General features: G+C 69.7%; 18 protein-coding genes. 11 read left to right on the top strand and 7 right to left on the bottom strand.

Features of this window, described 5'->3' with window-relative positions:
- The first annotated feature begins 6 nt into the window (after positions 1-6).
- The 3 genes from phnE to JUB13_RS22045 all read left to right on the top strand — a co-directional run bounded on the left by phnE (position 7) and on the right by JUB13_RS22045 (position 2,303).
- Positions 7-825: a phosphonate ABC transporter, permease protein PhnE gene (gene phnE / locus JUB13_RS22035; protein ID WP_207482688.1), complete on the top strand. Its 819-nt coding sequence runs from the start codon at positions 7-9 to the stop codon at positions 823-825.
- 26 nt (positions 826-851) lie between these two features.
- Positions 852-2,039, top strand: coding sequence for an alpha-D-ribose 1-methylphosphonate 5-triphosphate diphosphatase (locus tag JUB13_RS22040; protein WP_207482690.1), 1,188 nt, complete (start codon positions 852-854; stop codon positions 2,037-2,039).
- Positions 2,040-2,108: 69 nt separating this feature from the next.
- Positions 2,109-2,303: a hypothetical protein gene (locus tag JUB13_RS22045; RefSeq protein WP_207482692.1), complete on the top strand. Its 195-nt coding sequence runs from the start codon at positions 2,109-2,111 to the stop codon at positions 2,301-2,303.
- Positions 2,304-2,327: 24 nt separating this feature from the next.
- Here JUB13_RS22045 and JUB13_RS22050 read toward each other — a convergent pair whose 3' ends face one another.
- Together JUB13_RS22050 and JUB13_RS22055 are read right to left on the bottom strand one after the other, a co-directional pair.
- A complete protein-coding gene (locus tag JUB13_RS22050) occupies positions 2,328-2,843 on the bottom strand; it encodes a PAS domain-containing protein (RefSeq protein WP_268914401.1) in 516 nt (171 codons plus the stop codon).
- Positions 2,844-2,980: 137 nt separating this feature from the next.
- A complete protein-coding gene (locus JUB13_RS22055) occupies positions 2,981-5,686 on the bottom strand; it encodes a PAS domain S-box protein (RefSeq protein WP_207482696.1) in 2,706 nt (901 codons plus the stop codon).
- A 221-nt stretch (positions 5,687-5,907) separates the two neighbouring features.
- Between JUB13_RS22055 and JUB13_RS22060 the strand changes: the two genes are divergently transcribed.
- Complete coding sequence (locus JUB13_RS22060) at positions 5,908-7,713, top strand: GGDEF domain-containing protein (protein WP_207482698.1); 1,806 nt, start codon at positions 5,908-5,910, stop codon at positions 7,711-7,713.
- 51 nt (positions 7,714-7,764) lie between these two features.
- Here the strand turns inward: JUB13_RS22060 and JUB13_RS22065 are convergent, their stop codons facing one another.
- The 5 genes from JUB13_RS22065 to JUB13_RS22085 form a co-directional block, all read right to left on the bottom strand.
- A complete protein-coding gene (locus tag JUB13_RS22065; RefSeq protein ID WP_207482700.1) occupies positions 7,765-8,511 on the bottom strand; it encodes a class I SAM-dependent methyltransferase in 747 nt (248 codons plus the stop codon).
- A 242-nt stretch (positions 8,512-8,753) separates the two neighbouring features.
- Positions 8,754-9,560 carry a metallophosphoesterase family protein gene (locus JUB13_RS22070; RefSeq protein WP_207482702.1) on the bottom strand — a complete coding sequence of 269 codons (807 nt, stop codon included), beginning with the start codon at positions 9,558-9,560 and terminating at the stop codon, positions 8,754-8,756.
- Entirely contained in the window at positions 9,557-10,687 is a 1,131-nt protein-coding gene (locus JUB13_RS22075; protein ID WP_236025132.1) for a carboxylate--amine ligase, read from the bottom strand. The genes JUB13_RS22070 and JUB13_RS22075 overlap by 4 nt, the downstream gene beginning before the upstream one ends.
- Before the next feature lie 684 nt (positions 10,688-11,371).
- The gene (locus JUB13_RS22080) at positions 11,372-11,557 is read right to left on the bottom strand and encodes a hypothetical protein (protein ID WP_207482706.1); all 186 of its coding nucleotides are present in this window, start codon (positions 11,555-11,557) and stop codon (positions 11,372-11,374) included.
- A gap of 150 nt (positions 11,558-11,707) precedes the next feature.
- A complete protein-coding gene (locus tag JUB13_RS22085; RefSeq protein WP_236025133.1) occupies positions 11,708-12,094 on the bottom strand; it encodes a MarR family winged helix-turn-helix transcriptional regulator in 387 nt (128 codons plus the stop codon).
- A gap of 378 nt (positions 12,095-12,472) precedes the next feature.
- On the opposite strand from JUB13_RS22085, the gene pflB reads away from it, so the two are divergent.
- The 7 genes from pflB (at position 12,473) to fhuB (ending at position 22,691) form a co-directional block, all read left to right on the top strand.
- Entirely contained in the window at positions 12,473-14,758 is a 2,286-nt protein-coding gene (pflB, locus tag JUB13_RS22090) for a formate C-acetyltransferase (RefSeq protein ID WP_207482810.1), read from the top strand.
- The gene (gene pflA / locus JUB13_RS22095) at positions 14,745-15,581 is read left to right on the top strand and encodes a pyruvate formate-lyase-activating protein (protein WP_207482710.1); all 837 of its coding nucleotides are present in this window, start codon (positions 14,745-14,747) and stop codon (positions 15,579-15,581) included. Before pflB ends, pflA begins: the two co-directional genes overlap by 14 nt.
- A gap of 195 nt (positions 15,582-15,776) precedes the next feature.
- Entirely contained in the window at positions 15,777-16,658 is an 882-nt protein-coding gene (locus JUB13_RS22100) for a helix-turn-helix domain-containing protein (RefSeq protein ID WP_236025134.1), read from the top strand.
- A 220-nt stretch (positions 16,659-16,878) separates the two neighbouring features.
- Entirely contained in the window at positions 16,879-18,972 is a 2,094-nt protein-coding gene (locus JUB13_RS22105; protein ID WP_236025135.1) for a TonB-dependent siderophore receptor, read from the top strand.
- Positions 18,945-19,784 carry an ABC transporter ATP-binding protein gene (locus JUB13_RS22110; RefSeq protein WP_207482714.1) on the top strand — a complete coding sequence of 280 codons (840 nt, stop codon included), beginning with the start codon at positions 18,945-18,947 and terminating at the stop codon, positions 19,782-19,784. The genes JUB13_RS22105 and JUB13_RS22110 overlap by 28 nt, the downstream gene beginning before the upstream one ends.
- Positions 19,781-20,707, top strand: coding sequence for an iron-siderophore ABC transporter substrate-binding protein (locus tag JUB13_RS22115; RefSeq protein ID WP_207482716.1), 927 nt, complete (start codon positions 19,781-19,783; stop codon positions 20,705-20,707). Before JUB13_RS22110 ends, JUB13_RS22115 begins: the two co-directional genes overlap by 4 nt.
- Complete coding sequence (gene fhuB / locus JUB13_RS22120) at positions 20,700-22,691, top strand: Fe(3+)-hydroxamate ABC transporter permease FhuB (RefSeq protein WP_236025136.1); 1,992 nt, start codon at positions 20,700-20,702, stop codon at positions 22,689-22,691. Before JUB13_RS22115 ends, fhuB begins: the two co-directional genes overlap by 8 nt.
- Positions 22,692-22,733 lie beyond the last annotated feature (42 nt).

Consider the following 22,733-nt stretch of genomic DNA (forward strand, 5'->3'; position numbering starts at 1 on the left):
GGCCCCATGAGCACCGTCGCACCGGCAGCCCCGACCGTTCCCCGCCACCCCGCCCCGCCCCGATTCGAGCGGCCCGGCCCCGGCGCCTTCGCCGCGGCGGTCGCCGCGCTTGCCGTGCTCGCGGCCGCCATCGACGGCGTCGGCCTGTCGCTGACGCACCTCGTCGAGGGCATCCCCAGCATCGGCCGCATCCTGGAGCGCATGTGGCCGCTCGATCTCTCGCGGTTGCCCTTCATCGGGCAGGCGCTGCTCGAAACCTTCCAGATGGCGCTGGTCGGAACGGTGCTGGGCGTCGCTCTGAGCGTCCCTCTCGCCATCGCCGCCACGCGCAGCCACAGCCCCCACCCGCTGGTCTATCTCGCCGCCCGGGGCCTGATCTCGGTGTTCCGGACCGTCCCGGACCTGGTCTGGGCGCTGCTGTTCGTCGTCGCCGTCGGCCTCGGCCCCTTTGCGGGAACGCTCGCCATCATGGTCGACGCGGTCGGCTTCTGCGGCCGCTTCTTCGCCGAGGCCATGGAGGAGGCCGACAAGGGCCCCCAGGAGGCGCTCCGGGCCCTCGGCGCGGGGCGGCTGGGCATCGTCTTCTGCGCCGTGGTCCCGGCCTCGCTGCCGTCCTTCGTGAACACGGCGCTGTTCAACCTGGAGAAGGCGACCCGCTCCTCCGTCGTGCTCGGGCTTGTCGGCGCCGGCGGGATCGGGATCGAGCTGAAGGTCGCGATGGACCTCTTCTCCTACGATCTGGCGGCGACCATCATCCTCGCCGTCTTCCTCCTGGTCGTCCTCGTCGAGCAGGGCAGCGCCCTGATCCGGCGGCGGCTCATGTGATCTCCTGCCCTGAGAGGTTCATTCCCGTGCTGACGGAAATCCGCGGCGGCCGAGTCCTAACCGAGGACGGCGCGCTCCAGGACTGCTCGGTGTTCTTCGACCGCTCCGCCATCCGCATTCTCGGCCCGGCCGGGTCGGCCGCGGCGGACCGCATCCTGGACGCGTCCGGCCTGCTCGTGCTCCCAGGCATCGTCGATCTCCACGGCGACGCCTTCGAGCGGCAGCTGATGCCGCGGCCGGGTGTCCATTTCGACCATGGGCTTGCGCTGCTCGACACCGACCGGCAGCTCGTCGCCAACGGCATCACGACGGCCTTCCACGGACTGACCCTGTCATGGGAGCCCGGTCTGCGCGGCGACGAGGCTGCCGAGGACTTCATGACCGCCCTCCAGCGTGCCCGGCCGATGCTCGCCTGCGACACGCGCCTGCACCTGCGGTTCGAGACCTTCCACCTCGACGCGGTGGTCCGGGTCGCGTCCTGGATCGAGGCCGGCCGCGTCGACCTTCTGGCCTTCAACGACCACGTCGACATGATCGCGGCCAAGATCCGCAAGGGCAGCAGCCTTACCACATATCTCGGTCGAACCGGCCTGTCGGCGCAGGAGTTCACGGATCTCCTGGCCCGGGTGCGGAGCCGGCGGGATGCCGTTCCCAAGGCCGTACGCCATCTTGCTGCCGCGGCGCGCGCCGGCGCGGTGCCCATGGCCTCGCACGACGACGAAACGCCCGAAATGAGGCAATGGTACCGCACGCTCGGCTGCCGCCTCTGCGAGTTCCCGGTCGACGTCGCGACCGCCCGCGCGGCGCGCGAGCACGGCGATGCGATCATCCTGGGCGCACCCAACATCGTGCGCGGCGGCAGCCATGCCGAACGCCTCTCGGCACGGGAGGCGGTGGCGCTCGGCCTCTGTGACGTCCTGACCTCCGACTACTACTATCCCTCGCTGCTTCAGGCCGCCTTCGCCCTGGTGCGCGATGGCGCGGCGCCGCTCGGCGCGGCCTGGGGGCTGGTGTCGTCGGGGCCGGCGCTGGCTGCCGGCCTCGGAGACCGAGGGGTCCTGGCGGCGGGGTGGCGGGCGGACATCGTCCTGGTCGAGGACGGCCGGTCGCAGCGCCCGGACGGGGCCGGCGCGGCGCTTCCCACCGTCGCCGGAACCATCGCCGGCGGCAAGATCGCCTGGGCCGCCGACAGGATATTACCCGCACTTCAGTGAGACATGTCGCCGCTGGTATACGAATGCCCCGATTGGTAGAGTCCCGGCCGACCAAGCGACGGATGCGCCATGACGGCACCGGAGAACATCCTGCGTGACGCCGCCCGGACCCTGGACGACAGGGACCTGTTGATGGCTCTCGACCTCGCCCGGGAGCAGGTCGCGAGCTGCCGGGCGGCGGACCTGACGCCGTTGCTGAGCCTGAAGGAGGCGATCCTCATGGGGGAGCTGGACCGCCGCAGGATCGCGTCGCCGAAGCGATGAGCCGACGACGCGGCGCCCAGTCGCCTACGCGCCGCGGTCGAGGCCTCTTGGCGCGAAGGCGGGGCCGACCGAGACCCCGCCGAAGAATCCGGTCCCCTGCGCACGCTCGTGAAGTCCGGCCCTGGTCACCTCGCCGACGCACCAGATCTTGTCCACGACCTCTCCGGTGGTCGAGAGGGGAAACAGGCCGTGGCAGACAGCCCTGACATGCTTGTCGGGGCCTCCATACATGACGGTCCCGACGACCGGCGCTCGCGTGCGGATGACCGTCTCATGATCGCCCCAGAGCTTGCCGCGCCTCTCAATGTGAGGGATCTCGGAGAATTTCCGCCCCGTCAGCCGGACCGAGGAGAGGAACTCCATCTCCGTTCCCACCAGGCGGTACCGGAAGTCCAAGGGGTCGGAGAGGACATCCACTAGGATCGTGAAGGACAGAAGCTCCGGGATATCGAGAGGATCCAGGCTCGCACGGCGCGGCACCGCCATGTCCCCGCGAATCCTGTTCCAGTACCGCTCCGCCTTTTTAATATTCCCGTCCATCTGCACTCTGGGATCACGCCGCCAACCACATACCTTTTTATGTTTCTGCGAGTTAATGGCCGATGAACGGGCGCGACGATCCTTCGGTTGCCGACGATCCCGCGCACGGGCCCGGCGCCTGACGCGGTCCAGGCCGGTCACCCGCCCGAAGCGGATCGGCGGGGCGCCTCCGCCGAGGCGCGGTCATCGAGCGGTAGCTGGATCCGGCACCGGAGCCCCTCGGGCCGAAAGTCCAGCTCCGCTCCGCCCCCGACCTCGGCGGCGAGGCTGAGCTCGATCAGCTTCGTTCCGAAGCCGCGGCGCTTCGGCGGCTCCACGCGCGGCCCTCCCGCTTCGCACCAGTCCAGGGTCAGCATCCGGGCTGGTTCCGTCGCAAGGCTCCACGAGACTTCGATCCGCCCCTCCGACGTGGACAGCGCGCCATGCTTCGCCGCGTTCGTGACGAGCTCATGCATGACCAGGGCGATGGCCTGGGCGGCCTTGGGCGTCAGGGGCACCTCGGGGCCGGAAAGGACGATGCGGGTCTTGTCGCCGGGGCCGAGCGCATCGAGTGCATCGGAGACCACGTCCTGGAGGAGGGCCGCCGACCATTGCCCCTCCGCGAGCAGGGTATGGGTGCGGGCCAGCATCTGCAGGCGGCCGAGCACCGCCCGCCGGAAGTCCTCGGCCCCCTCGGCCCGAGTCTGCCTCACGATCGACTGGACGACGGCGAGGAGGTTCCGGGCTCGATGATCGATCTCGTTCATCAGGACGCGCTGGTGCTCCTCCGCGCGCCGGCGTTCAGTGACGTCGACATTCGTGCCGACCATGCGTTGCGCCCTGCCCTCCGAATCGTAGAGGAAGAAGGACGAACCCTCGATATGGCGGATCTCGCCGTCGCGGCGGCGGATCCGGAACGCGAAGTCGAGATGCTCGTCCTGCCGCGCTATGGCCTCGGCCATGCGCAGCTGCATGGCGGGCAGGTCCTCCGGCAGCACCTGCCTGGCCCAGGAGGCGATGTCGCCGCCGAAGCTGCCGGGTTCCAGGCCGAACAGGCGCTCCGCCTGCTCGGACCAGACGATGCGGCCGGTCGGAACCGACCAGTCGATGATCCCGATGCCATGGGCACGCACGGCAAGGTCGAGACGCTCCTGGCTCTCCGCCAGGGCCGCTTCGGCCATCTTGCGGTCGTGGATGTCGATCGAGGTTCCGAACCAGGCGGTGATGCTCCCGCCGGCATCCCGGAATGGCTCGGCGCGCGCGACATACCACCGGTGCTCGCCGTCGTGCCGCCGGTATCGGCATTCGACCTCGTAGGTGACGCCGCGCCTTCGCGCCTCCGACCAGATGCCCTGGGTACGCTCGGCATCGTCGGGATGCAGCGCCTTCGCCCAGCCGTCCGGCAGAGCATCGTCGGGTCTCTGGCCGGTGTAGGCATACCAGCGCTCGTTCAGGTAATGGAGCTGGCCATCCGGAGTCGCGAACCAGACGAAGGCCGGGACCACGTTGGTCAGGGCCTGCAGCCGGGCCTCCGCCTCGCGCCGCTCGTCGATGTCGATGACTGAGCCGACATAGCCAAGGAACGTGCCGTCGGGTCCGAACCGCGGGGCCGCGGCGTCGATCGCCCAGCGGTAGGCGCCGTCGCTGCCGCGCAGGCGGTATTCAAGGCGGAACGGCCGCTGGGTAATGTTGGCGTCGCGGAAGATGCGCTCGGCTTCCGCACGATCGTCGGGATGGGTTGCCTCCAGCCAGCCGAAGCCGAGCGCCTCCGCCTCCGCCTGCCCGGTGAATTCGTACCAGCCGCGGTTCAGATAGCTGCACGATCCGTCCGGTTCCGTGACCCACATCATCATGGGTGCGTGATCCGCCATGTTGCGGAAGCGGGCCTCGCTCTCGCGGGCCTGCGCCTCCGCCCGGGCACGCTCGACCGCAGCCCAGGTCCGCTCGGCAACGGCCTCGACGAGGCGGATCTCGGCTCCGTTCCAATGCCTCTGCCCGGCATGCGTGACGGACAGGGCTCCGAGCAGGCGCCCCTCTTTGATCAGCGGGACGTCGAGCGCGCTCTGGGCGCCGCCAGGCCCTTCGGTCCGTAGAACGGGACGGCCCGTGCGCAGGTTGTCGAGGATGTTGCGCAGGCCCGTCGCGAAGCCGGTGCCGCTGTTCCCGGGCGACAACCGTCCCTCGGACCGGTCCTCGATCCACTCGCAGACCACCCGCACGCTGCGGGAGGCCCCGTCGATCGCGGCGTAGTGCACGCCGCTGGCGGCGAGGCTGCGGCCCAGCGCCTCGGCCGCGACGGCCTCGATCTCCTCCGGGTCGGCCAGCCCGCGGAGCCTGTCCTCGAGCCGGAGGAGAAAGGCGTCCCGCCGTTCCGCCAGTACGCGGGAGGTCGTCTCCTGGCATGCGCAGAACATGCCGCCGATGGCGCCGCTCTCGTCGCGAATCGGCGAGTAGGAGAAGGTGTACCAGGTGTCCTCCGGGTAGCCGTTCCGCTCCATCACCAGGTGCAGGTCGTCCGACCAGGTCGGCTCGCCGGCCAGCGCGCGCTCGACCAGCGGGCGGATATCCTCCCAGATCTCCGCCCAGATCTCGTGGAACGGCAGACCGAGCGCCCCGGGATGCTTCGCCCCGAAGATCGGCACATAGCCGTCGTTGTACAGAAAGGCGAGTTCGGGTCCCCAGGCGATGAACATGGGGTGCCTGGAATTGATCATGAGGCCGACCGCGGTGCGCAGCGACAGCGGCCATCCGCCGGGATCGCCAAGGGGTGAGCCCGTCCAGTCATGGGCGCGCATCCGCGCCCCCATCTCGCCGCCGCCAGTGAGGAAACCCGGCTCCATCAACGAGGCCCCCTTGGCACCCAAGATCGCTCCCTTCCCATCCGCTCGCGGCAGGTTCCCGATCCAAAGTACAGCAACGGGCCCGTCCGGCCACCCCGCACCACGACAATTTGGCACGGCGTCGGCGCAGGAGAACCGGAAGGCGCCGATTCACGCCGATGCGTCACAAAGTTGAAAAAAATTCTTGCTAGGACTCCGGACCGTGCCTGGCCCTGCGCCCGGCCGAGCCATCCGGGAGCGGCGTCATGATGCAGATGGTCCATGCTTCGCGCCCGACGCAGTCCGAGGCCGGCGCGTCGGGCACGCCCGCGGCGGCCCGCTGGCTCGCCGCGCGGAACCTGACCGCCGGTCTCTTCCACGCCTTTCAGCCCGTCCTGCAGATGCGCACGGGCCGCATCATCGGCTACGAGGCACTGCTGCGCGGCTGGGATCCCCAGCAGTTCGACAGCCCCCTCGCCGTGTTCGAGACAGCGTTCGGCCGCGGCATCCTGCCCGAGGTGGAGACACTGCTGCACCGCCGGGCCATCGACGCCTTCGCCGAAGTTCCCGGCGCCGGCACGTTCAAGCTGTTCCTGAACGTCGGTGCGCGGCTGGTGGGAACGACCGGCCTGCTGACCGACACCGCCCGCGCCGCCAGGGCCCGCGGCATCCAGATGGCCCTGGAGATCTCCGAGCGCGACACCCTGGCGGAAGGCGTCTGCCTCGAGAAGACCGCGGCCGAATATCGCCGGGCCGGAATCGGCGTCGCCCTGGACGATTTCGGCGTCGGCTTCGCCGGGCTGCGCATGCTCTACGAGGCGCGTCCGGACTACGTGAAGATCGACCGGTACTTCGTGGACGGCATCGAGCGCGACCTGCGCAAGCGCGCCATCGTCAGCTATCTCGTCGGCTACGCCCATGCGCTGGGCATCACCACGATTGCCGAGGGCATCGAGACCGCGGCCGAGTTCCATACCTGCCGCGACATCGGATGCGACTTCGCGCAGGGCTACCTGATCGGCCGCCCCGAGCGGCTGAGCGAGACGCTGCCGACCGCCTCGGCGCTCGTCGAGGCCCTGAACCGCGAGGACAGGCGTCAGACTCCGCCCGCCCGCCAGCGCCTGTCCGAGCTGCTGGAGCGCCTCGAGCCCCTGCGCATCGACGAGCCGAAGGCGGCGCTGCTGGAGTATTTCGGCAGCCTCGACGCACCGCCTGTGGTCCCGGTGGTGGACCGCAACGGCGTCGCCCAGGGCGTGATCCGCGAGCGCGACCTCAAGCGCTTCATCTATGCGCCCTTCGGCCCCGACCTGCTCCGCAACAAGACGCGCTCGAATACGCTCGAGGCGGTGGTCGTCCCCTGCCCGATCTGCGACATCGACACGCCGCTCGAGCGCGTCGTCGAGAGCTTCTCCGAGACGCCGGTCTCAGACGGCATCATCGTCGTCGAGGGCGGCGAGTATGTCGGCTTCCTGAGCGCCCATTCGCTGGTGCGCCTGATGCACGAGCGGCGCATCGCGCTGGCGACCGACCAGAACCCCCTGACGCGGCTGCCCGGCAACAACCTGATCGAGGCGCATATACGCAGCGTCCTGGACGACCGCGAGCGCCCGCACGTGCTGGTCTATTTCGACTTCGACAACTTCAAGCCGTTCAACGACAGCTTCGGCTTCCGCCAGGGCGACCGCGCGATCCTGATGTTCGCCGAACGACTCCGCGTGGCGGCCGTGGGCCTCGGCGGCTTCGCCGGCCATATCGGGGGCGACGACTTCTTCCTGGCGGCGAGTGGCATGGAGGAGGGCCTGGTGCTGGCCCAGGTCGCCGAGCTGCTCGACCGCTTCCGTTCGGACGCCGAGAGCCTCTACGACGCCGAGGCGCGCGAGCGCGGCTGGTTCGAGGCCCGCGACCGCGACGGCGCGCAGCGTCGCTTCCCGCTGCTGGCGGTCAGCGCCGTCGTCGCCACGATCGCGCCGGGGGCGGAGGATGCGACCATGGAACGGATCGTCCGCGCCATCGCGGGCGCCAAGCCCGAGGCCAAGCGGAGCCGAGCGAAGATCGGCCTGATCCGCTTCTAGCTCGAACCCTGCCCGGGCGCTGCCTTCCGCGCCAACCTGGCAGGCGTCCGCCTACGGCTTGAAGAGAGGACCGGCGCGCTCGTTCGAGTAGATCCGGAAGATCGAGCTTCCATAAGCGTATTCGCCGATCCGCGTCAGCCAGCCCCGGGACCGGAACGTCGCCTCCAGGTCCGCGGGGTTGTTGACGATGAGCCACACGCGGCGGGGCCGCTCCTCCAGTGAAAGCGCGATGTTCCGCAGCACGGATTCCATGACCGGCCCGCGGAAGGGATTGAAGAAGAAGAAGACGTCCTCGTCCGCCCGCACCCGATAGGATGCGGCGTCGCCCTCCACGATCTCGAATGCGGCTTCCGCATGGCCGCGGGCCTGGAATGCGGCGATGTTGCGCCTGCAGATGGCGCACAGCTCAGGCGCGAACTCCACGCCGACGACCCTGCGGAAGCGATAGCCGGCGGCCATGACGAGCGTCCGACCCTTGCCGCACCCGAAATCGACGAAGACCCGCCCCTGCGGAAGGTCCAGCCTGTCCATCAGCTTCCGGAAGGCCCGCGCGCGCGTCGGCACGTATGAGACGCCCAGAAGCTTGTTGGGGCTGGAGATCCTGAGGCCGGCCAGACCGACGGGGGCCGAGGTCTCGATGCCGAACATGCTGTCGAAAAGCGCGTCCTCGACGAGTGCTGCGGCGTTCTCGAAGGTTCCGCGGACACCGAGCCGGATCACGCTCCTCGCCAGCCGCGAGACGAGGCCCCGGCCGCCTGGGGCCCAATGCCGGGCGCCGAACGCGTGATCGCGGGTCATGGCGGCTCGCCCCGGAGGGTCGGGGCCGTCGGCCGGACATCCTCCAGATCCCGAGGAGATGCGAACGTGACCGTCCTCACGCCTCCCTTGGGGCGGGATCGGTCCTCGGAATCGAACGCTCCGCCGCCTGGACGCGCTGGGAGCGCCCCGGGCGTGGATGAAAACATGGTGCCGAAGCCATCCGGTAACGAAAACACGCCGGACTCCCTTCACCCGGGCTCATGCCCGACTTGTGCCCTCCTTCAGAGCGTCTTGAGGAGATCGTAGACACCAAGGGCCAGGGCGCCCCGCCGCAGCGACGCGCGCACCGGTGCGGGAAGGAAAGACAGCCGCGGCGCAAGGCCTGCCTGCCTGGTTCTATCGAAGGCCCTGGCCGCATCGTACTCCGCACGCAGCACCCTCACAGTGTTCAGCCCCGTGTCCAGGACCAGGCACGTCGCCCGCAGCTCCGCCGAGCGCGGCCGCCCCACGGTACCGGGATTGACGAGGTAGAAGGCATCGCCGCGGAGCTGGACCTCGTCGCCGGGACAGGCCCGGACCAGCCCGTTGCTGAACTCGAACACGGCGACGTGGTGCGTGTGCCCGAAGGCGCAGATGCGCGCTCCAGACGGGTGCCGCACAAGGGCGTGGAAGCTCGCCAGCCGCCGCCCGTCGTTGTCCAGCCTCACGGTCTCGCGCCCGGTCTCCGGGTGCAGCGCGCCGTGCACTGCGACAAGACGGCCCTCCACCACGCGCTCCGTCGGCAGACCGGCCAGGAACTCGAGGGCGCCGCGGTCGAGACGCCGGCGCGTCCAGGAGATCGAGCGTGCCGAGGTCGCGTCGAACTCCCGCGTCGAAAGCTGCCCCGCGACGGCCCTGTCGTGGTTGCCGGCCACGCAGACCGCCCCGCAGGCCTGGATGAGCGCCACGCATTCCGCGGGCTGCGCGTTGATCCCGACGATGTCTCCGAGGCAGACGATGCGGTCCACCCCCTCCCCGGCGATCGCTGCGAGAACGGCGCGAAGCGCATCGAGGTTGGCGTGGATGTCGGAAAGGATCGCGATCCTCAACGTGCGCTCCGCCCGGCTGGCGCAGGCCGCAGAGGAAAGCATCGAAACCAGAGGGTCCGCAGGACGGGCATCGGGTCGTCCCAGGTCACAGCCGATTTCGCCTCGCAGCGCCATGCCCAAGCCAGCCATTTCGGAACCGACATGCCGCTGGCCCTGGCCGCCGAGAAGTCGTTCAGCACGTGGCACCAGTTGACGCCGGCTCGAGCGCGGCTCATGGGCGGACGCGGCAGCCCGACGAGGTCGGCATAGACCAGGGCCGGAAGGTTCATGCCCGCGACGGCCCCGACATGATGCCAGAGCGTGAAGCGGGGGTTCACCTCCAGCAGGTGGAGCCGACCGTCCGGTCCGCGCTTGAAGTCGAACTTCGCTACGCCGCGCAGGCCGAGCCTGCGCACCAGCGAACGGCCCAGCGCCTCCACGTCCGGGGCGTCCGTGGTGGTCAGCGCGGTGCTGTGTCCGAAAGCGGCGGGCCGGGTGCGCAGCTTGCGTCCGGTGAAGTCCCCGACGACCTCTCCCGCTTCATCCACGTAGACGTGATAGCTCTCGATGCCGGTCTCGGGGCCGGGGATCATCTCCTGGATCAGGAGTTCCTCTCCCGCTGCCGCGAAGCGCGGCCACATCTCCAGAAGCATGTGCCGCGAGGCGATGCCGAGCGCCTTGTACGGCCCCCCGACCGCCTGCCACGACGCCCGGCGCGTGAGCGGCTTGACGATCAGGGGGAAGTGCAGGTTCAGGTCCGTCGGCGCCGGGCCTGCCGCCGGATCCACCCGGAACGCCTTCGGAACGGGAAGATCCAGGCGCGCGGCAAGGTCCTGGAACCGCGCCTTGTCCACGAGATCCTCGATCAGGGAACGGTTGGCGATCACGAAGCGGAACGCCTGAGCCAGCCGGTCCCGGTACCGCGACACCAGGACCATCTGCAGGTCCTCCTCATAGAAGAGGACGGGATGCTCGGGCAGCGCGGAACCGAACCGCAGGAGCGCCTCGACCAGCCTGTCCGCATCCTCGGCGGCGTCTTCACAGAGCAGGGCCGCACGCGTGAAGCGGGACGACACGGTCGGACTGTCCGGCCGCGCGACCGCGACGCAGGAGATGCCTGCCAGCCCCAGCGGCCTCACGATGTTCATTCCGCCCATGACGCAGGCAAGCACGTCTCCCGAGACACGCGCGGCCGACTCCGCGCCTGGTCTCCAACGGAGCCTTGGTGCGCGGTTCGCGATCGGGTCGTCCGGGCGCGAAGTGACGGACCCGGTGGGCCAGCTCGTCGCCATTCACGTCTCCGTGGAACAGAGATTCCATTCGCGCGCATCGAAGGGCTGCGCTCCCGGAACAAAGGGGAGCCGCCCAGGAGAAATGGCTACGCCTGATCGAGTTCTGCCGACGAAACAGTCAAGCCGTCACCTACGGCCGGATCGAAGCAGGACAACAATGGTGGCTGAACCAGCGTCTGCCCGATCGCCCTCCGATGACTTGGTCGCCAAGCGTCGGCGACTTCCTCCCGGTGAAAGGCTCCGGGGCGTACTGGAAAAGCTACCATAGCGCAAAACAGACTGAAAACAGGAGGTCGTCCTGCCCCTGGGATTTACTATAGCAGCAGGGCGACCATAAGAAAAGATATGTTATTGATCGCACCTGGACATGGACGCTGGTGCGGCCCCTCTCCCCCGGAGGGCGTGGAATGGCGCAAGACCGGCGGCACCAGATCGGTTCCATGAGGAAGCGCGTTCAGCGCAATCCGTGAAGCGGCGTTCCGGCGCTTCGGTCCATTCCCGAACGGCCCCTCAGGCCCCGGGCCCGGGCAGGCTGGCCGCTCAATGACCGGTCTCGCGCTCGTTCAGGGCCTGCGCGATCAGCTTCGCCGCCTCGCGCAGCGACAGGTCGGGGCTCCGGCGGCACATGACGTCGACGGCCGCCTGGACGGCACCGACCTCGTCGGCGCCGTCCAGGCGCGCCACATCGTAGGCCTCGAGCCCGAGAACCGCATTCCAATCCGGCATGGGCCGCCTCCGGGGCAAGTTGGGACGCAGGTCCACAACAGGGCAGGCAGCCGGTTGTTGCTGCACCGCGGCATTCCATCGGGTCGAGCGCGGAATGCGTCACGAAGCGCCGCCTGGGAGCCGACCGGGCGCCGGCATGGTTGGGGCGGCCTAGTCGACCTCGCCGGGCGCGGTCATCTCCTCGACCTTGCGGGCGATCCGGCGGAGCAGCTCGGTGGTCGCGGCGAGGTCGGCCTCGGCGATGTCCGAAAGCACCTCCTGGCGGAGATCGTCGGCAAGGCGCTGGACCTCGGCGGCCAGCGTCCGCCCGGCCTCGGTCAGGGAGATCTGGTTGGCGCGGCGGTCGCCGTCGACGGGCCGCCGCGCGATTGCGCCCTGCCGCTCCAGCCCATCCAGCAGGCGCACGAGCGTCGGCCCCTCGATTTCCAGCGCCTCGGCCAGTTCACGCTGCGTCATCCCGTCGCGCGCGGCGAGATGAAAGAGCGTGCGCGCCCGCGCCAGGGTCAGCCCGTTCGCACGCACCCTTGCATCGAACAAGGTCCGCAACTTCCGGCTGACTTTTGACAGTTCTTCCGAGAACTCCCGGCGAACTGTGCCTGCGCGTGCTTTCGATGATGTCATTTGACACAATCATGTCTTTATAGCTTTCCGTATAGTCTCCCGCTGCGCAAGTTTGCAAGCCTCTCGCTTGCCATAGACGGCACTCCGCAACCGCCTCCGGACCATCCGCAGGCGCCACCGCAGGTCCGGATCGCGGCGGCGGAGGAGAACCGTTGATCTCGGTCAAGGCGCCCCCGCGAAAAGCGGCGCAAGAAGAGACAAAGAAACGGCCAGGACCCGAGGCACGTTCCGCCGAAGCCGCGATCGCGGCGGGATCCGGAGCGGGCTTCCTCCCCCCTTGCGAAAGGCATGACCATGGACACCCTGTCGACGCAGAAGGTCGCCGAACCGCCGGTGCGGACGGCGACGCCCGAGCCGTGGCGAGGCTTCGCCGCCGGCCCCTGGCGGCGCGAGGTCGACGTCCGGGACTTCATCCTGCGCAACTTGCGTCCCTACGAGGGCGACGCCGCCTTCCTAGCCGGTCCCAGCGAGCGCACGAAGGCCCTGTGGACCCGCGTCGCCGACCTGCTGAAGCAGGAGCGCGCGTCCAAGGGCGGCGTGCTCGAGGCCGATACCGAGGTCATCTCCTCGATCACCTCCCACCCGCCGGGCTATATCGACCGCGCGCTGGAGGTGATCGTCGGGCTGCAGACCGACCGGCCCCTGAAGCGCTCCATCATGCCCTTCGGCGGATGGCGCATGGTCAAGTCCGGGCTGGAGGCCTACGGCTTCACCCCGTCGCCGCGCATCGAGGAGACGTTCCCCAAGCTGCGCAAGACGCACAATGACGGCGTCTTCGACGTCTACACCGACGAGATGCTGCGCTGCCGCAGGTCAGGCGTCATCACGGGCCTTCCGGACGCCTACGGCCGCGGCCGCATCATCGGCGACTACCGCAGGCTGGCGCTCTATGGCGCCGATTTCCTGATCGCCGACAAGAAGGCGCAGCTCGCCTCGCTCGAGCTCGACCGCATGGACGAGGAGACGATCCGCCTGCGCGAGGAGATCGCGGACCAGATCGCGGCGCTTGGCGACTTGGTCGCCATGGCCGGGACCTACGGGTTCGACGTGACCCGTCCCGCGGCCACGGCCCAGGAGGCCGTGCAGTGGACCTATCTCGCCTATCTCGCCGCCGTGAAGGAGGCGAACGGCGCCGCCATGTCGCTGGGCCGCGTGTCCACCTTCCTGGACATCTATCTGGAGCGCGACCTGCGCGAGGGACGCATCGACGAGGCGGCGGCGCAGGAGCTGATCGACCAGCTCGTGATCAAGCTGCGGCTGGTCCGCTTCCTGCGCACCCCCGAATACGACCAGCTCTTCTCGGGCGACCCGACCTGGGTGACAGAGTGCCTCGGCGGCATGGCCTTGGACGGGAGGACGCTCGTCACCAGAAGCAGCTTCCGCCTGCTGCAGACGCTGCGCAACCTGGGGCCCGCGCCCGAGCCGAACCTCACCGTCCTGTGGTCCGAGCGCCTTCCCGAGGGGTTTAAGACCTTCTGCGCCGAGACCTCGATCGGCACCTGCTCGATCCAGTACGAGAACGACGACCTCATGCGGCCCTTCTGGGGCGACGACTACGGCATCGCCTGCTGCGTCTCGGCCATGCGGATCGGCAAGCAGATGCAGTTCTTCGGCGCGCGCGCCAACCTTGCCAAGACGCTGCTCTACGCCATCAACGGCGGGCGCGACGAGGTCTCCGGCGAGCAGGTCGGCCCGGCCCTCGCACCGATCACGGGCGAGGTCCTGGACTACGAGGAGGTGAAGGCCCGATTCGTGCCCATGATGGAGTGGCTGGCGCGCGCCTACATGAACACGCTGAACGCCATCCACTACATGCACGACAAGTACATGTACGAGCGGCTGGAGATGGCGCTGCACGACCGCGACGTGCTGCGCACCATGGCCTGCGGCATTGCCGGGCTGAGCGTGGTCGCGGACAGCCTGTCGGCGATCAGGCATGCCCGGGTGAGGGTGGTCCGCGACGCATCGGGTCTCGCAACGGATTTCGTGATCGAGGGCGAATATCCGGCCTTCGGCAACAACGACGACCGCGTGGATTCGATCGCCGTGTGGATCGTCGAGACCTTCATGGCCATGCTGCGCAAGCAGAAGGCCTATCGCGGGGCGGTCCCGACCCAGTCGGTCCTGACCATCACCTCCAACGTGGTCTACGGCAAGAAGACCGGCAACACGCCGGACGGCCGCAAGGCGGGCGAACCCTTCGCGCCCGGCGCGAACCCGATGCATCGCCGTGACCTCAAGGGGGCCCTGGCCTCCATGGCATCGGTCGCGAAGCTGCCCTACGTCCATGCCCAGGACGGCATCTCCTACACCTTCACCATCGTCCCGAGCGCACTCGGGCGCGGCGAGGACGAGCGGGCGCCGAACCTCGTCGGCATGCTGGACGGCTACTTCGCCCAGGGCGGCCACCACATCAACGTCAACGTCTTCGACCGGCAGACGCTGCTGCACGCCATGGATCATCCGGAGCTGTACCCGCAGCTCACGATCCGGGTGTCCGGCTATGCCGTGAACTTCATCAAGCTCACGCGCGAGCAGCAGCTCGACGTAATCTCGCGGACCTTCCATGGCCAGCATTGATCCAAGACACCGCGTCGTCCCGGCCGCTCCGGAAGGAGCGGCCGGGTGCGCCGCCCCCACCACGCACCCGGCCGCGCAGCACGCATGCCATGACGGGCGCGAGGGCTGGGTGCACTCGGTCGAGACCGGCAGCACGGTGGACGGGCCGGGACTGCGTTACGTGCTGTTCCTGTCCGGCTGCCCGCTGCGCTGCCTCTACTGCCACAACCCCGACACCCGCCACATGCATGACGGCACCTGCACCCCGGCGGCCTCGATCCTGGCGGAGATCGAGTTGCTGTCGGGCTTCCTGCGGCACGGCCATGGCGGCGTGACGCTGAGCGGCGGCGAGCCGCTGGTGCAGCCGGCCTTCTGCGCCCGGATCTTCCGGGGCTGCAAGGAGCTCGGGCTGCACACCGCGCTCGACACCTCGGGCTTCCTCGGCAGCCATGCCGACGACGCCCTGCTGGCGGACACAGACCTGGTGCTGCTGGACATCAAGGCCTTCAGGGAGGCGACCTACCGCACGCTGACCGGCGCGACGCTGCGCCCGACGCTCGAATTCGCGGAGCGGCTGTCGCTGATGGGAAAGCCGATCTGGCTGCGCTACGTTCTCGTGCCCGGCCTGACCGACAACGCCGACGAGATCGCCGGCTTGGCCGAGTTCGCGGCGGGACTGGGCAATGTGGAGCGCGTGGACGTTCTGCCCTTCCACAAGATGGGCGAGCCGAAATGGCGCGCCCTGGGCCTGCCTTATCGGCTGGGGGACACGCAGCCCCCCTCCGCGGATCTGACCGAACGGGTCTACGGCATGTTCCGCGCCGCCGGGCTGAAGACGCTCTGACACCCGGAATCCGGGACCCGGATTCCGGGAGACGCGGCGCATGGCGTCACGCATGCCGTGCCGCATCAATGCGACTTGTTCGCATTCTCAGACTACCGTATACGGGAGACGCGTCGCAGGTTGCCGGCAGCGGGCCGGCCGCCGCGACCATCCCGTGACGGGGCGGCGGAGCATCGGGGGACAGGAAGCGGTTCGATGGCGACGTTCCATCCCAGAATGCAGAGCGCGATCGAAGGCATCACCGTCCTGGGCGAGCTCCGCTGGCGCGCCTGGGACGGCGTCATCGCCGATGTCTGGGACGTTGCCTGCGCGCCCGGCGCACGTGGCGAGTATGTCTCCGAAGCGCCGCGCCTGGTCGTGGTGCTGGACCAGGACGGGCCCGGCGGCATCCGCGTCGCGGACTCGCCGCCGTGCAGCTCGGCCCCGCTGGATCGCGCGCCGCTGACCTATGTTCCGGCGGGGCTGCGGGTCTGGGCGCGGGTCGAGGAGATCCAGCGCCTCCGTCATCTCGACCTGCATATCGACGTGGCAGCGCTCCACGGCCGGCTTTCCGACGAGATCGATGCCGAGGCCCTCGAGACCCCACGGCTGAAATTCGCGGACGAGCGCCTGTCCACCCTGGCCCGCCTGGTCGCCGCGGAATGCGTCGAGCCCGGCAGCCTCCACGATCTCTACGGCGACAGCCTGATCTCGGCGATGCTGGTGGCGCTCCTGCGCGTCGGACCGCTGACGCGCCGCCGGCGCGGCCGCCTTCCGCCACGCCAGCTCAAGCGCGCGATCGAGTACATCGAGGACAACTGCAGCCGGACGATCCGGCTGCAGGAACTGGCCGAGCTGACCGGGCTGTCCCAGTCCTACTTCTGCTCCGCCTTCAAGGCCTCCACCGGCATGCCCCCGCACAAGTGGCAGATGCGGGCGCGAATCGACCGGACCAAGGCGTTGCTGGAGAAGCCCGAAATGACCCTCGCCGCGGCGGCGGCGGCGGCCGGCTTCTCCGATCAGGCGCATCTGACGCGCGTCTTCCGGCAGGTGGTCGGGACGACGCCGGCGGCCTGGCAGCGCAACCGGGCCGCGTGAGTGCAGGCGCCCACAATGTACAAAGATCATCCAAGGAAGCGAAAAACGGTTCAATCCACCATTTGAAAGTTATGTTAGCTAACAGCCCTCGTCCGGAGAAGTCCGGCCTGATCATCAACAGTCAATCCCGTCCCAAGGGATGAACAGCCAGCACGGGGGCAAGGACATGGCGGTTAGTCGCCGAAGCGTTCGCGCATCGATCCTTCTGGGCAGCACCGCCATGGCCGCGCTTTGGTCTGCCGCGTCTTATGCGCAGAACGCGAACGGACCGGTCGTTCTTGACCGGCTTGTGGTCGGCACCACCGGGGCCGGCGAAACCGCGACCAGCCCGGTCCAGGGATACGTTGCCAAGCGCACCGCGACGGGCACCAAGACCGACGCGCCCATCGACGCAGTTCCCCAGTCCGTTTCGGTGGTTGGACGCGAGGAGATGGACAACCGGGGCGCGCGCAAGACGGACGAGGCGCTGCGCTATACCGCCGGCGTCTTCGCCCAGCCCTTCGGTCCCGACAGTGACACCAACTGGCTGTTCATCCGCGGCTTCCAGGCGACGCAGACCGGCATCTTCCAGGACGGGCTGCCGCTCTACAGCTACGGCTTCGGCGGGATGTTCGTGGACAGCTATACGCTGGAACGGATCGAGGTGCTGCGCGGCGCGTCCTCGGTTCTCTACGGCGGCAGCAACCCCGGCGGGCTCGTCAACTACGTCAGCAAGCGCCCTGACGGTACGCGCCTGCGCCGCGTCGAGACCGGCGTGAACTCCAACGGCACGGGCGAGCTCGGCTTCGACGTCGGCGACAAGGCGACGGACAACCTGTCCTACCGGCTCACCGGCCGGATCGCCGGCGGCGACGGCTACACCGATTTCGAAGACGGCTTCCGCGGCACGATCTCGCCGAGCCTGAACTGGTCGAACGGCAGCACCAGCTTCACCTTCCTCTCGAACTTCACCTCGATCGACGAGACGCACAACGGCGGCGCCTTCCTTCCCTATGTCGGGACGGTCGTCGACGCGCCGTTCGGCCGCATCGAGCGCGACGCCAACTTCACCGAGCCCGACCTCGACGACTACGAGCGCCGGCAGGCCTCGGTCGGCTACGAGATCGAGCATGTCTTCGAGAACGGGCTGACGGTGCGCCAGAACGCCCGCTACGGCTACTCCGACGTGCACGAGGTTAACCTCTATCCCTTCGGCTATGCCGGCTTCTCGCCCGTTCCGACCGATCCGGACAACCTGCTGTCGCGGATCAACTTCGAGCACGAGACCACGGTCAACACCTTCCTGATCGACAACCAGGTGCAGGCCAAGATCCAGACCGGCCCCGTCGAGCACACGGCGCTGGTCGGCATCGATTACAAGTTCTTCGACATGGACCAGGTCCAGCTCTCCGGCACGGCGACGCCGATCAGCGCGACCAATCCCGTCTACGGCGCACCGCAGGGCGTGCGCTCGGCCTATATCGACCAGACCCTGCGCATGCATCAGGTCGGCATCTACGCGCAGGACCAGCTCCGCTTCGGCCAGGGCTGGCTGGTCACGCTGAACGGCCGCTACGACCGCGCCTCGACCAGCGCCGAGGGCAACCCGGCCTACGACGGGACCGACGGCAAGTGGAGCGGCCGCGCCGGGCTCGCCTACGAGTTCGCCAACGGCCTGACCCCCTATGCCAGCACCTCGACCTTCTTCAATCCCACGCTCGGATCGTCGCTGGTGGCCGGCGTCTACAAGCCGGAGACCGGCAAGCAGTACGAGGTGGGCGTGAAGTACCGGCCGACATGGCTGGACGCGCTGTTCACCTTCGCAGCCTTCGACCTGACCCGGAAGAACGTGGTGACCGGCCCGTTCCTCGCCGAGACCCAGATTGGCGAGGTCAATTCGCGCGGCGTCGAGTTCGAGGCGAAGGCGAACGTCACCCGCAACCTGCTGGCGACCGCCGCCTTCACGGCCTTCGACCTGGAGATCACCGAGGACGCGAATCCCAGCCTGATCGGCAACACCCCCTTCATCGTGCCCGAGCGCCAGGCCTCGCTGTCGCTCGACTACACCTTCCGCGACCCGATGCTCGACGGCGTGGTGGTCGGCGGCGGCGTGCGCCATGTCGGCTCGTCCTGGGTCGACAACGAGAACACGCTGAAGGTGCCGTCCGCGACGGTGTTCGACGCCCGGCTGGGCTACCAGAAGGAGGGATGGGGCGTCGACCTGACCGTCGACAACCTGTTCGACAAGGAGTACGTGGCGAGCTGCCAGACGCAGTTCTCCTGCGGCTATGCCGAAGGGCGGACAGCATGGCTCAAGGCCTACATGACGTGGTAAGCGGCACCGTGGCCGGGGTCGGGGCGTCCGGCCCGACCCCGGCCCTTTACGAGCTCGACGGGGTAGCCTTCGCCATCGGGCGGCAGACCATCCTGCCGGGCCTGTCGCTGCGCCTGGAACAGGGGCGCATCTACGGGCTCGTCGGCCCCAACGGGTCCGGCAAGAGCACGCTGGTACGAATCCTCGCCCGCCAGCAGCCGCCAAGCGCCGGCAGCATCCGCTTCCTGGGACAGAACCTGGCAGGCTTTGGCGCACGGCCGCTCGCGCGCGCCGTCGCCTACATGCCGCAATTCACGCCACCCGCCGAAGGCATGACCGTGCGCGAGCTCGTGACGCTCGGACGCTTTCCCTGGCATGGCGCGCTCGGCCGCTTTGGGGAGCACGACGCCGCCAAGGTGGCCGAGGCCCTGGCCGAGACCGGGCTCGAGCGCTTCGCCGACCGGCTTGTGGACACCCTTTCCGGCGGCGAGCGTCAGCGCGCATGGCTCGCCATGATGCTGGCGCAGGATACGCGCTGCCTGCTCCTGGACGAGCCGACCTCCGCCCTCGACATCGCTCACCAGGCCGAGATGCTGGACCTCGTGCGCGCGCTGAGCCGGGCGCGCGGGATCGGCGCCGTCATCGTCCTGCACGACATCAACATGGCCGCGCGCCTGTGCGACGAAATCCTGGCGCTGCGCGGCGGCAGCCTGGTCGCCCGGGGCGCCCCGGAGGCGATCATGAGGCCGGATGTGCTCTCGGACCTCTACGGCATCGCCATGGGCATCGTGCCCCACCCGGCAACGGGCGAGCCCATCGGCTTCCTGCAATGAGCGCGCGGCCATCCGTCGCGCTATCGCCGCCCCCCCCGTCGCGACGTCCCCTGTCGCGGCGGCAGGCGCTGGGGCTGGCGGCCGCGGTGATGGCGCTGCCCGCGCGGGCGCGGGCCGGCCAGCCGCGAATTGCCGCGATCGACTGGGCCGCGCTGGAGACCGCGCTGGCGATCGGCGTCGTGCCCGTCGCCGCGACGGAGCTGATCCAGTTCCGCCGCATCGCGGTGGAACCCGAGGTGCCGGACGCGGTCATGGATATCGGGCTGCGCGGCACACCGAACTACGAGGCGCTGCGCCTCGCGGAGCCGGACCTGATCCTGATCTCCGACTTTTACGAGCGCCAGCGCGCCGCACTGGAACGCATTGCCCCGCTGCTGTCCCTGACCGTGTACAGGCCCGGCGTCCCACCCTATGCGCGCGCGGCCGAGGCGACGCTCACCCTCGCTCGCGCGCTGGACCGGGACGCCCAGGCGCAGGACGCCATCGCCCGCGCCGACCGCGAGATCGCGCGCATCCGGGCGGCGCTGGAAGGCGTCCCGCGCCGCCCGGTCTTCGTGATCAACATCGGCGATGCGCGTCACTTCCGGGCCTTCGGCACCGACAGCATGTTCGGGGACGTGCTCGGGCGGCTCGGCTTCGAGAACGCCTGGACGACGAGCACCAGCTACGCGGCGGCGGCCCCGCTCGGCGTCGAACATCTGGCGGGGGTGCCGGATGCCGGCGTCCTGGTGGTCGGCCCCGTCCCCCCCGAGGCACGTCGGACGCTGTTCGACGGCGCCCTCTGGAACGCGCTGCCGATGGTCCGCGACGGCCGGGTGAGCGTGATCGAGCCCATCAATCATTTCGGCGGCCTGCCAGCCGCGACACGATTCGCGCGACTTGCGGCCGACGCCCTGCGCCTGATCGGACAAGGCCATGGCTGAGCGCGGGGTGCCGATGCCGCGGCGGCTTCTCCTCTGGGGCGGGCTGACGCTGGCCGCCGCCTGCCTTTCGGCCCTGCGCATCGCGGACCCGGTGGCCGGGGCATCGGGGACCTGGGCGCAGGCGGAAGCGCTGGAGCAGGTAATCCTGTTTCACAGCGTGCTGCCGCGCATGGCTATGGCGATCGTCTGCGGCGCGGCACTGGGTCTCGCGGGGGCGCTCCTTCAGCGCGTGCTGCGCAATCCCGTTGCCGAGCCATCGACCCTCGGCGTCTCCGCCGGCGCGCAGCTCGCACTGACGGTCGCGACGCTCCACGCGCCCGGCCTGATGGAGGCTGCGCGCGAGGGCGTGGCGCTCGCCGGCGGGCTGGGAGCGGTCGGCCTGATCCTGGCGCTGACCTGGCGCCGCGGGCTGGAGCCGGTAGCCGTGGCGCTGGCCGGCATGATGGTGGCGCTGACCGCCACGACGGCGAGCGCGGCTCTCATCCTCGCCAATGGCGAGTACATGTTCTCGCTCTTCATCTGGGGCGGCGGCTCGCTGGCCCAGCAGAGCTGGGGTCCGTGCATCGCGATCGCCGGACGGCTGGCGCTCGGTTTCGCGGCGGCCCTGCTCCTGCTGCGGCCGCTCGCCATCCTGGGTCTCGACGATTCGCGCGCGCGCAGCCTGGGCGTCGCGACCGTCGCGACCCGGCTCGCAGTGATCGGCATCGCGGTCTGGCTGGCGGCCAGCGTGACCGCCGAGGTCGGCGTGATCGGCTTCGTCGGCCTGGCGGCGCCGGCGCTGGCCTCCCTGGGCGGGGTGCGCAGGCTGGGCGCGAAGCTGGTCGCCGCCCCGCTGGTCGGCGCGCTTCTGCTGTGGCTGACGGATGGGCTCGTCCAGCTTCTTGCCGGGGTGGGGGGAGAAAGGGTGCCGACGGGCGCCGCCACGGCGCTGCTGGGGGGGCCGCTGCTGCTCTGGCTGCTCCTGCGTGCCCGGATGTTCGAATGGCCCAGGTTCGATGCGCGGCCAGCCCCGGTGCGGCGGGCCCGCAACCCCGCGGGGATGATCGCCCTTCTCGGCGCCCTCGCGCTGGCAGCGGCGGCCCTGGCGCTGGCCCTGGGCCGCGGTCCCGAAGGTTGGACGCTGGCGGGCGGGCCGCTACTGGCCGACCTGCTCGGCTGGCGCGGGCCGCGGGTGGCCGTCGCGGCCGCCGCGGGCGCCATGCTGGCCGCGGCGGGGACCGTGCTGCAGCGGGTGACCGGGAATCCGCTTGCAGGGCCCGAAGTCCTGGGCGTCGGCACTGGGGCCGGCGTCGGCCTGGCGGTGGCGCTGTTCGCGCTGTCGGCCCCCGGTTTCGCGATCGAGCTGGCAGCATCCGCGGCCGGGGCCGTCGCCGTCCTGGCAGGCATCCTGGTGCTGTCCCGGCGTCCCGGCTTCGGGGCCGAGCGGCTGCTGATGGCGGGCATCGCCGCGGGCGCGCTGTGCAGCGCCGTGCTGACGGCCGTCATCGCAACCGGTTCACCGCAGGCTTTCCAGCTTCTGCGCTGGCTCAGCGGGTCCACCAACGACGCGACCCCGGCCAAGGCCTGGCTGTGCCTCGGGACGGCCGCAGTCCTGCTGGCGCCCCTGCCCTTCATGGTGCGCTGGCTGACCGTCCTGCCGCTGGGGGACGAGACGGCGCGCGCCGTCGGCCTGCCCGTGCACCGATGCCGCACCATCCTGGTGGTGCTTGCCGCACTGCTCACCGCGACGGCCGCGCTGGTCGTGGGGCCGCTGAGCTTCGTCGGGCTGATCGCCCCCCACCTGGCGCGGCTTCTCGGGCTCGGGCGGCCGGCGGCGCAGACCGGCGGCGCGATCCTGATCGGCATCGGGCTGATGGTGATGTCCGACTGGCTCGCGCGGACGGCCGCTTTCCCGTATCAACTGCCGCTCGGCCTGTTCGCCTCGCTGCTGGCCGGACCCTACCTGGTCTGGCTGCTCGGCCGGACCGGCCCCCGTTCACGCTAGCGCCCGGCACCGGGCTCGACCGCCGCCGCGACCGTCGAGATT

Source organism: Arenibaculum pallidiluteum (assembly GCF_017355985.1).
In the GTDB taxonomy this organism is placed as follows: Bacteria; Pseudomonadota; Alphaproteobacteria; order Azospirillales; family Azospirillaceae; genus Arenibaculum; species Arenibaculum pallidiluteum.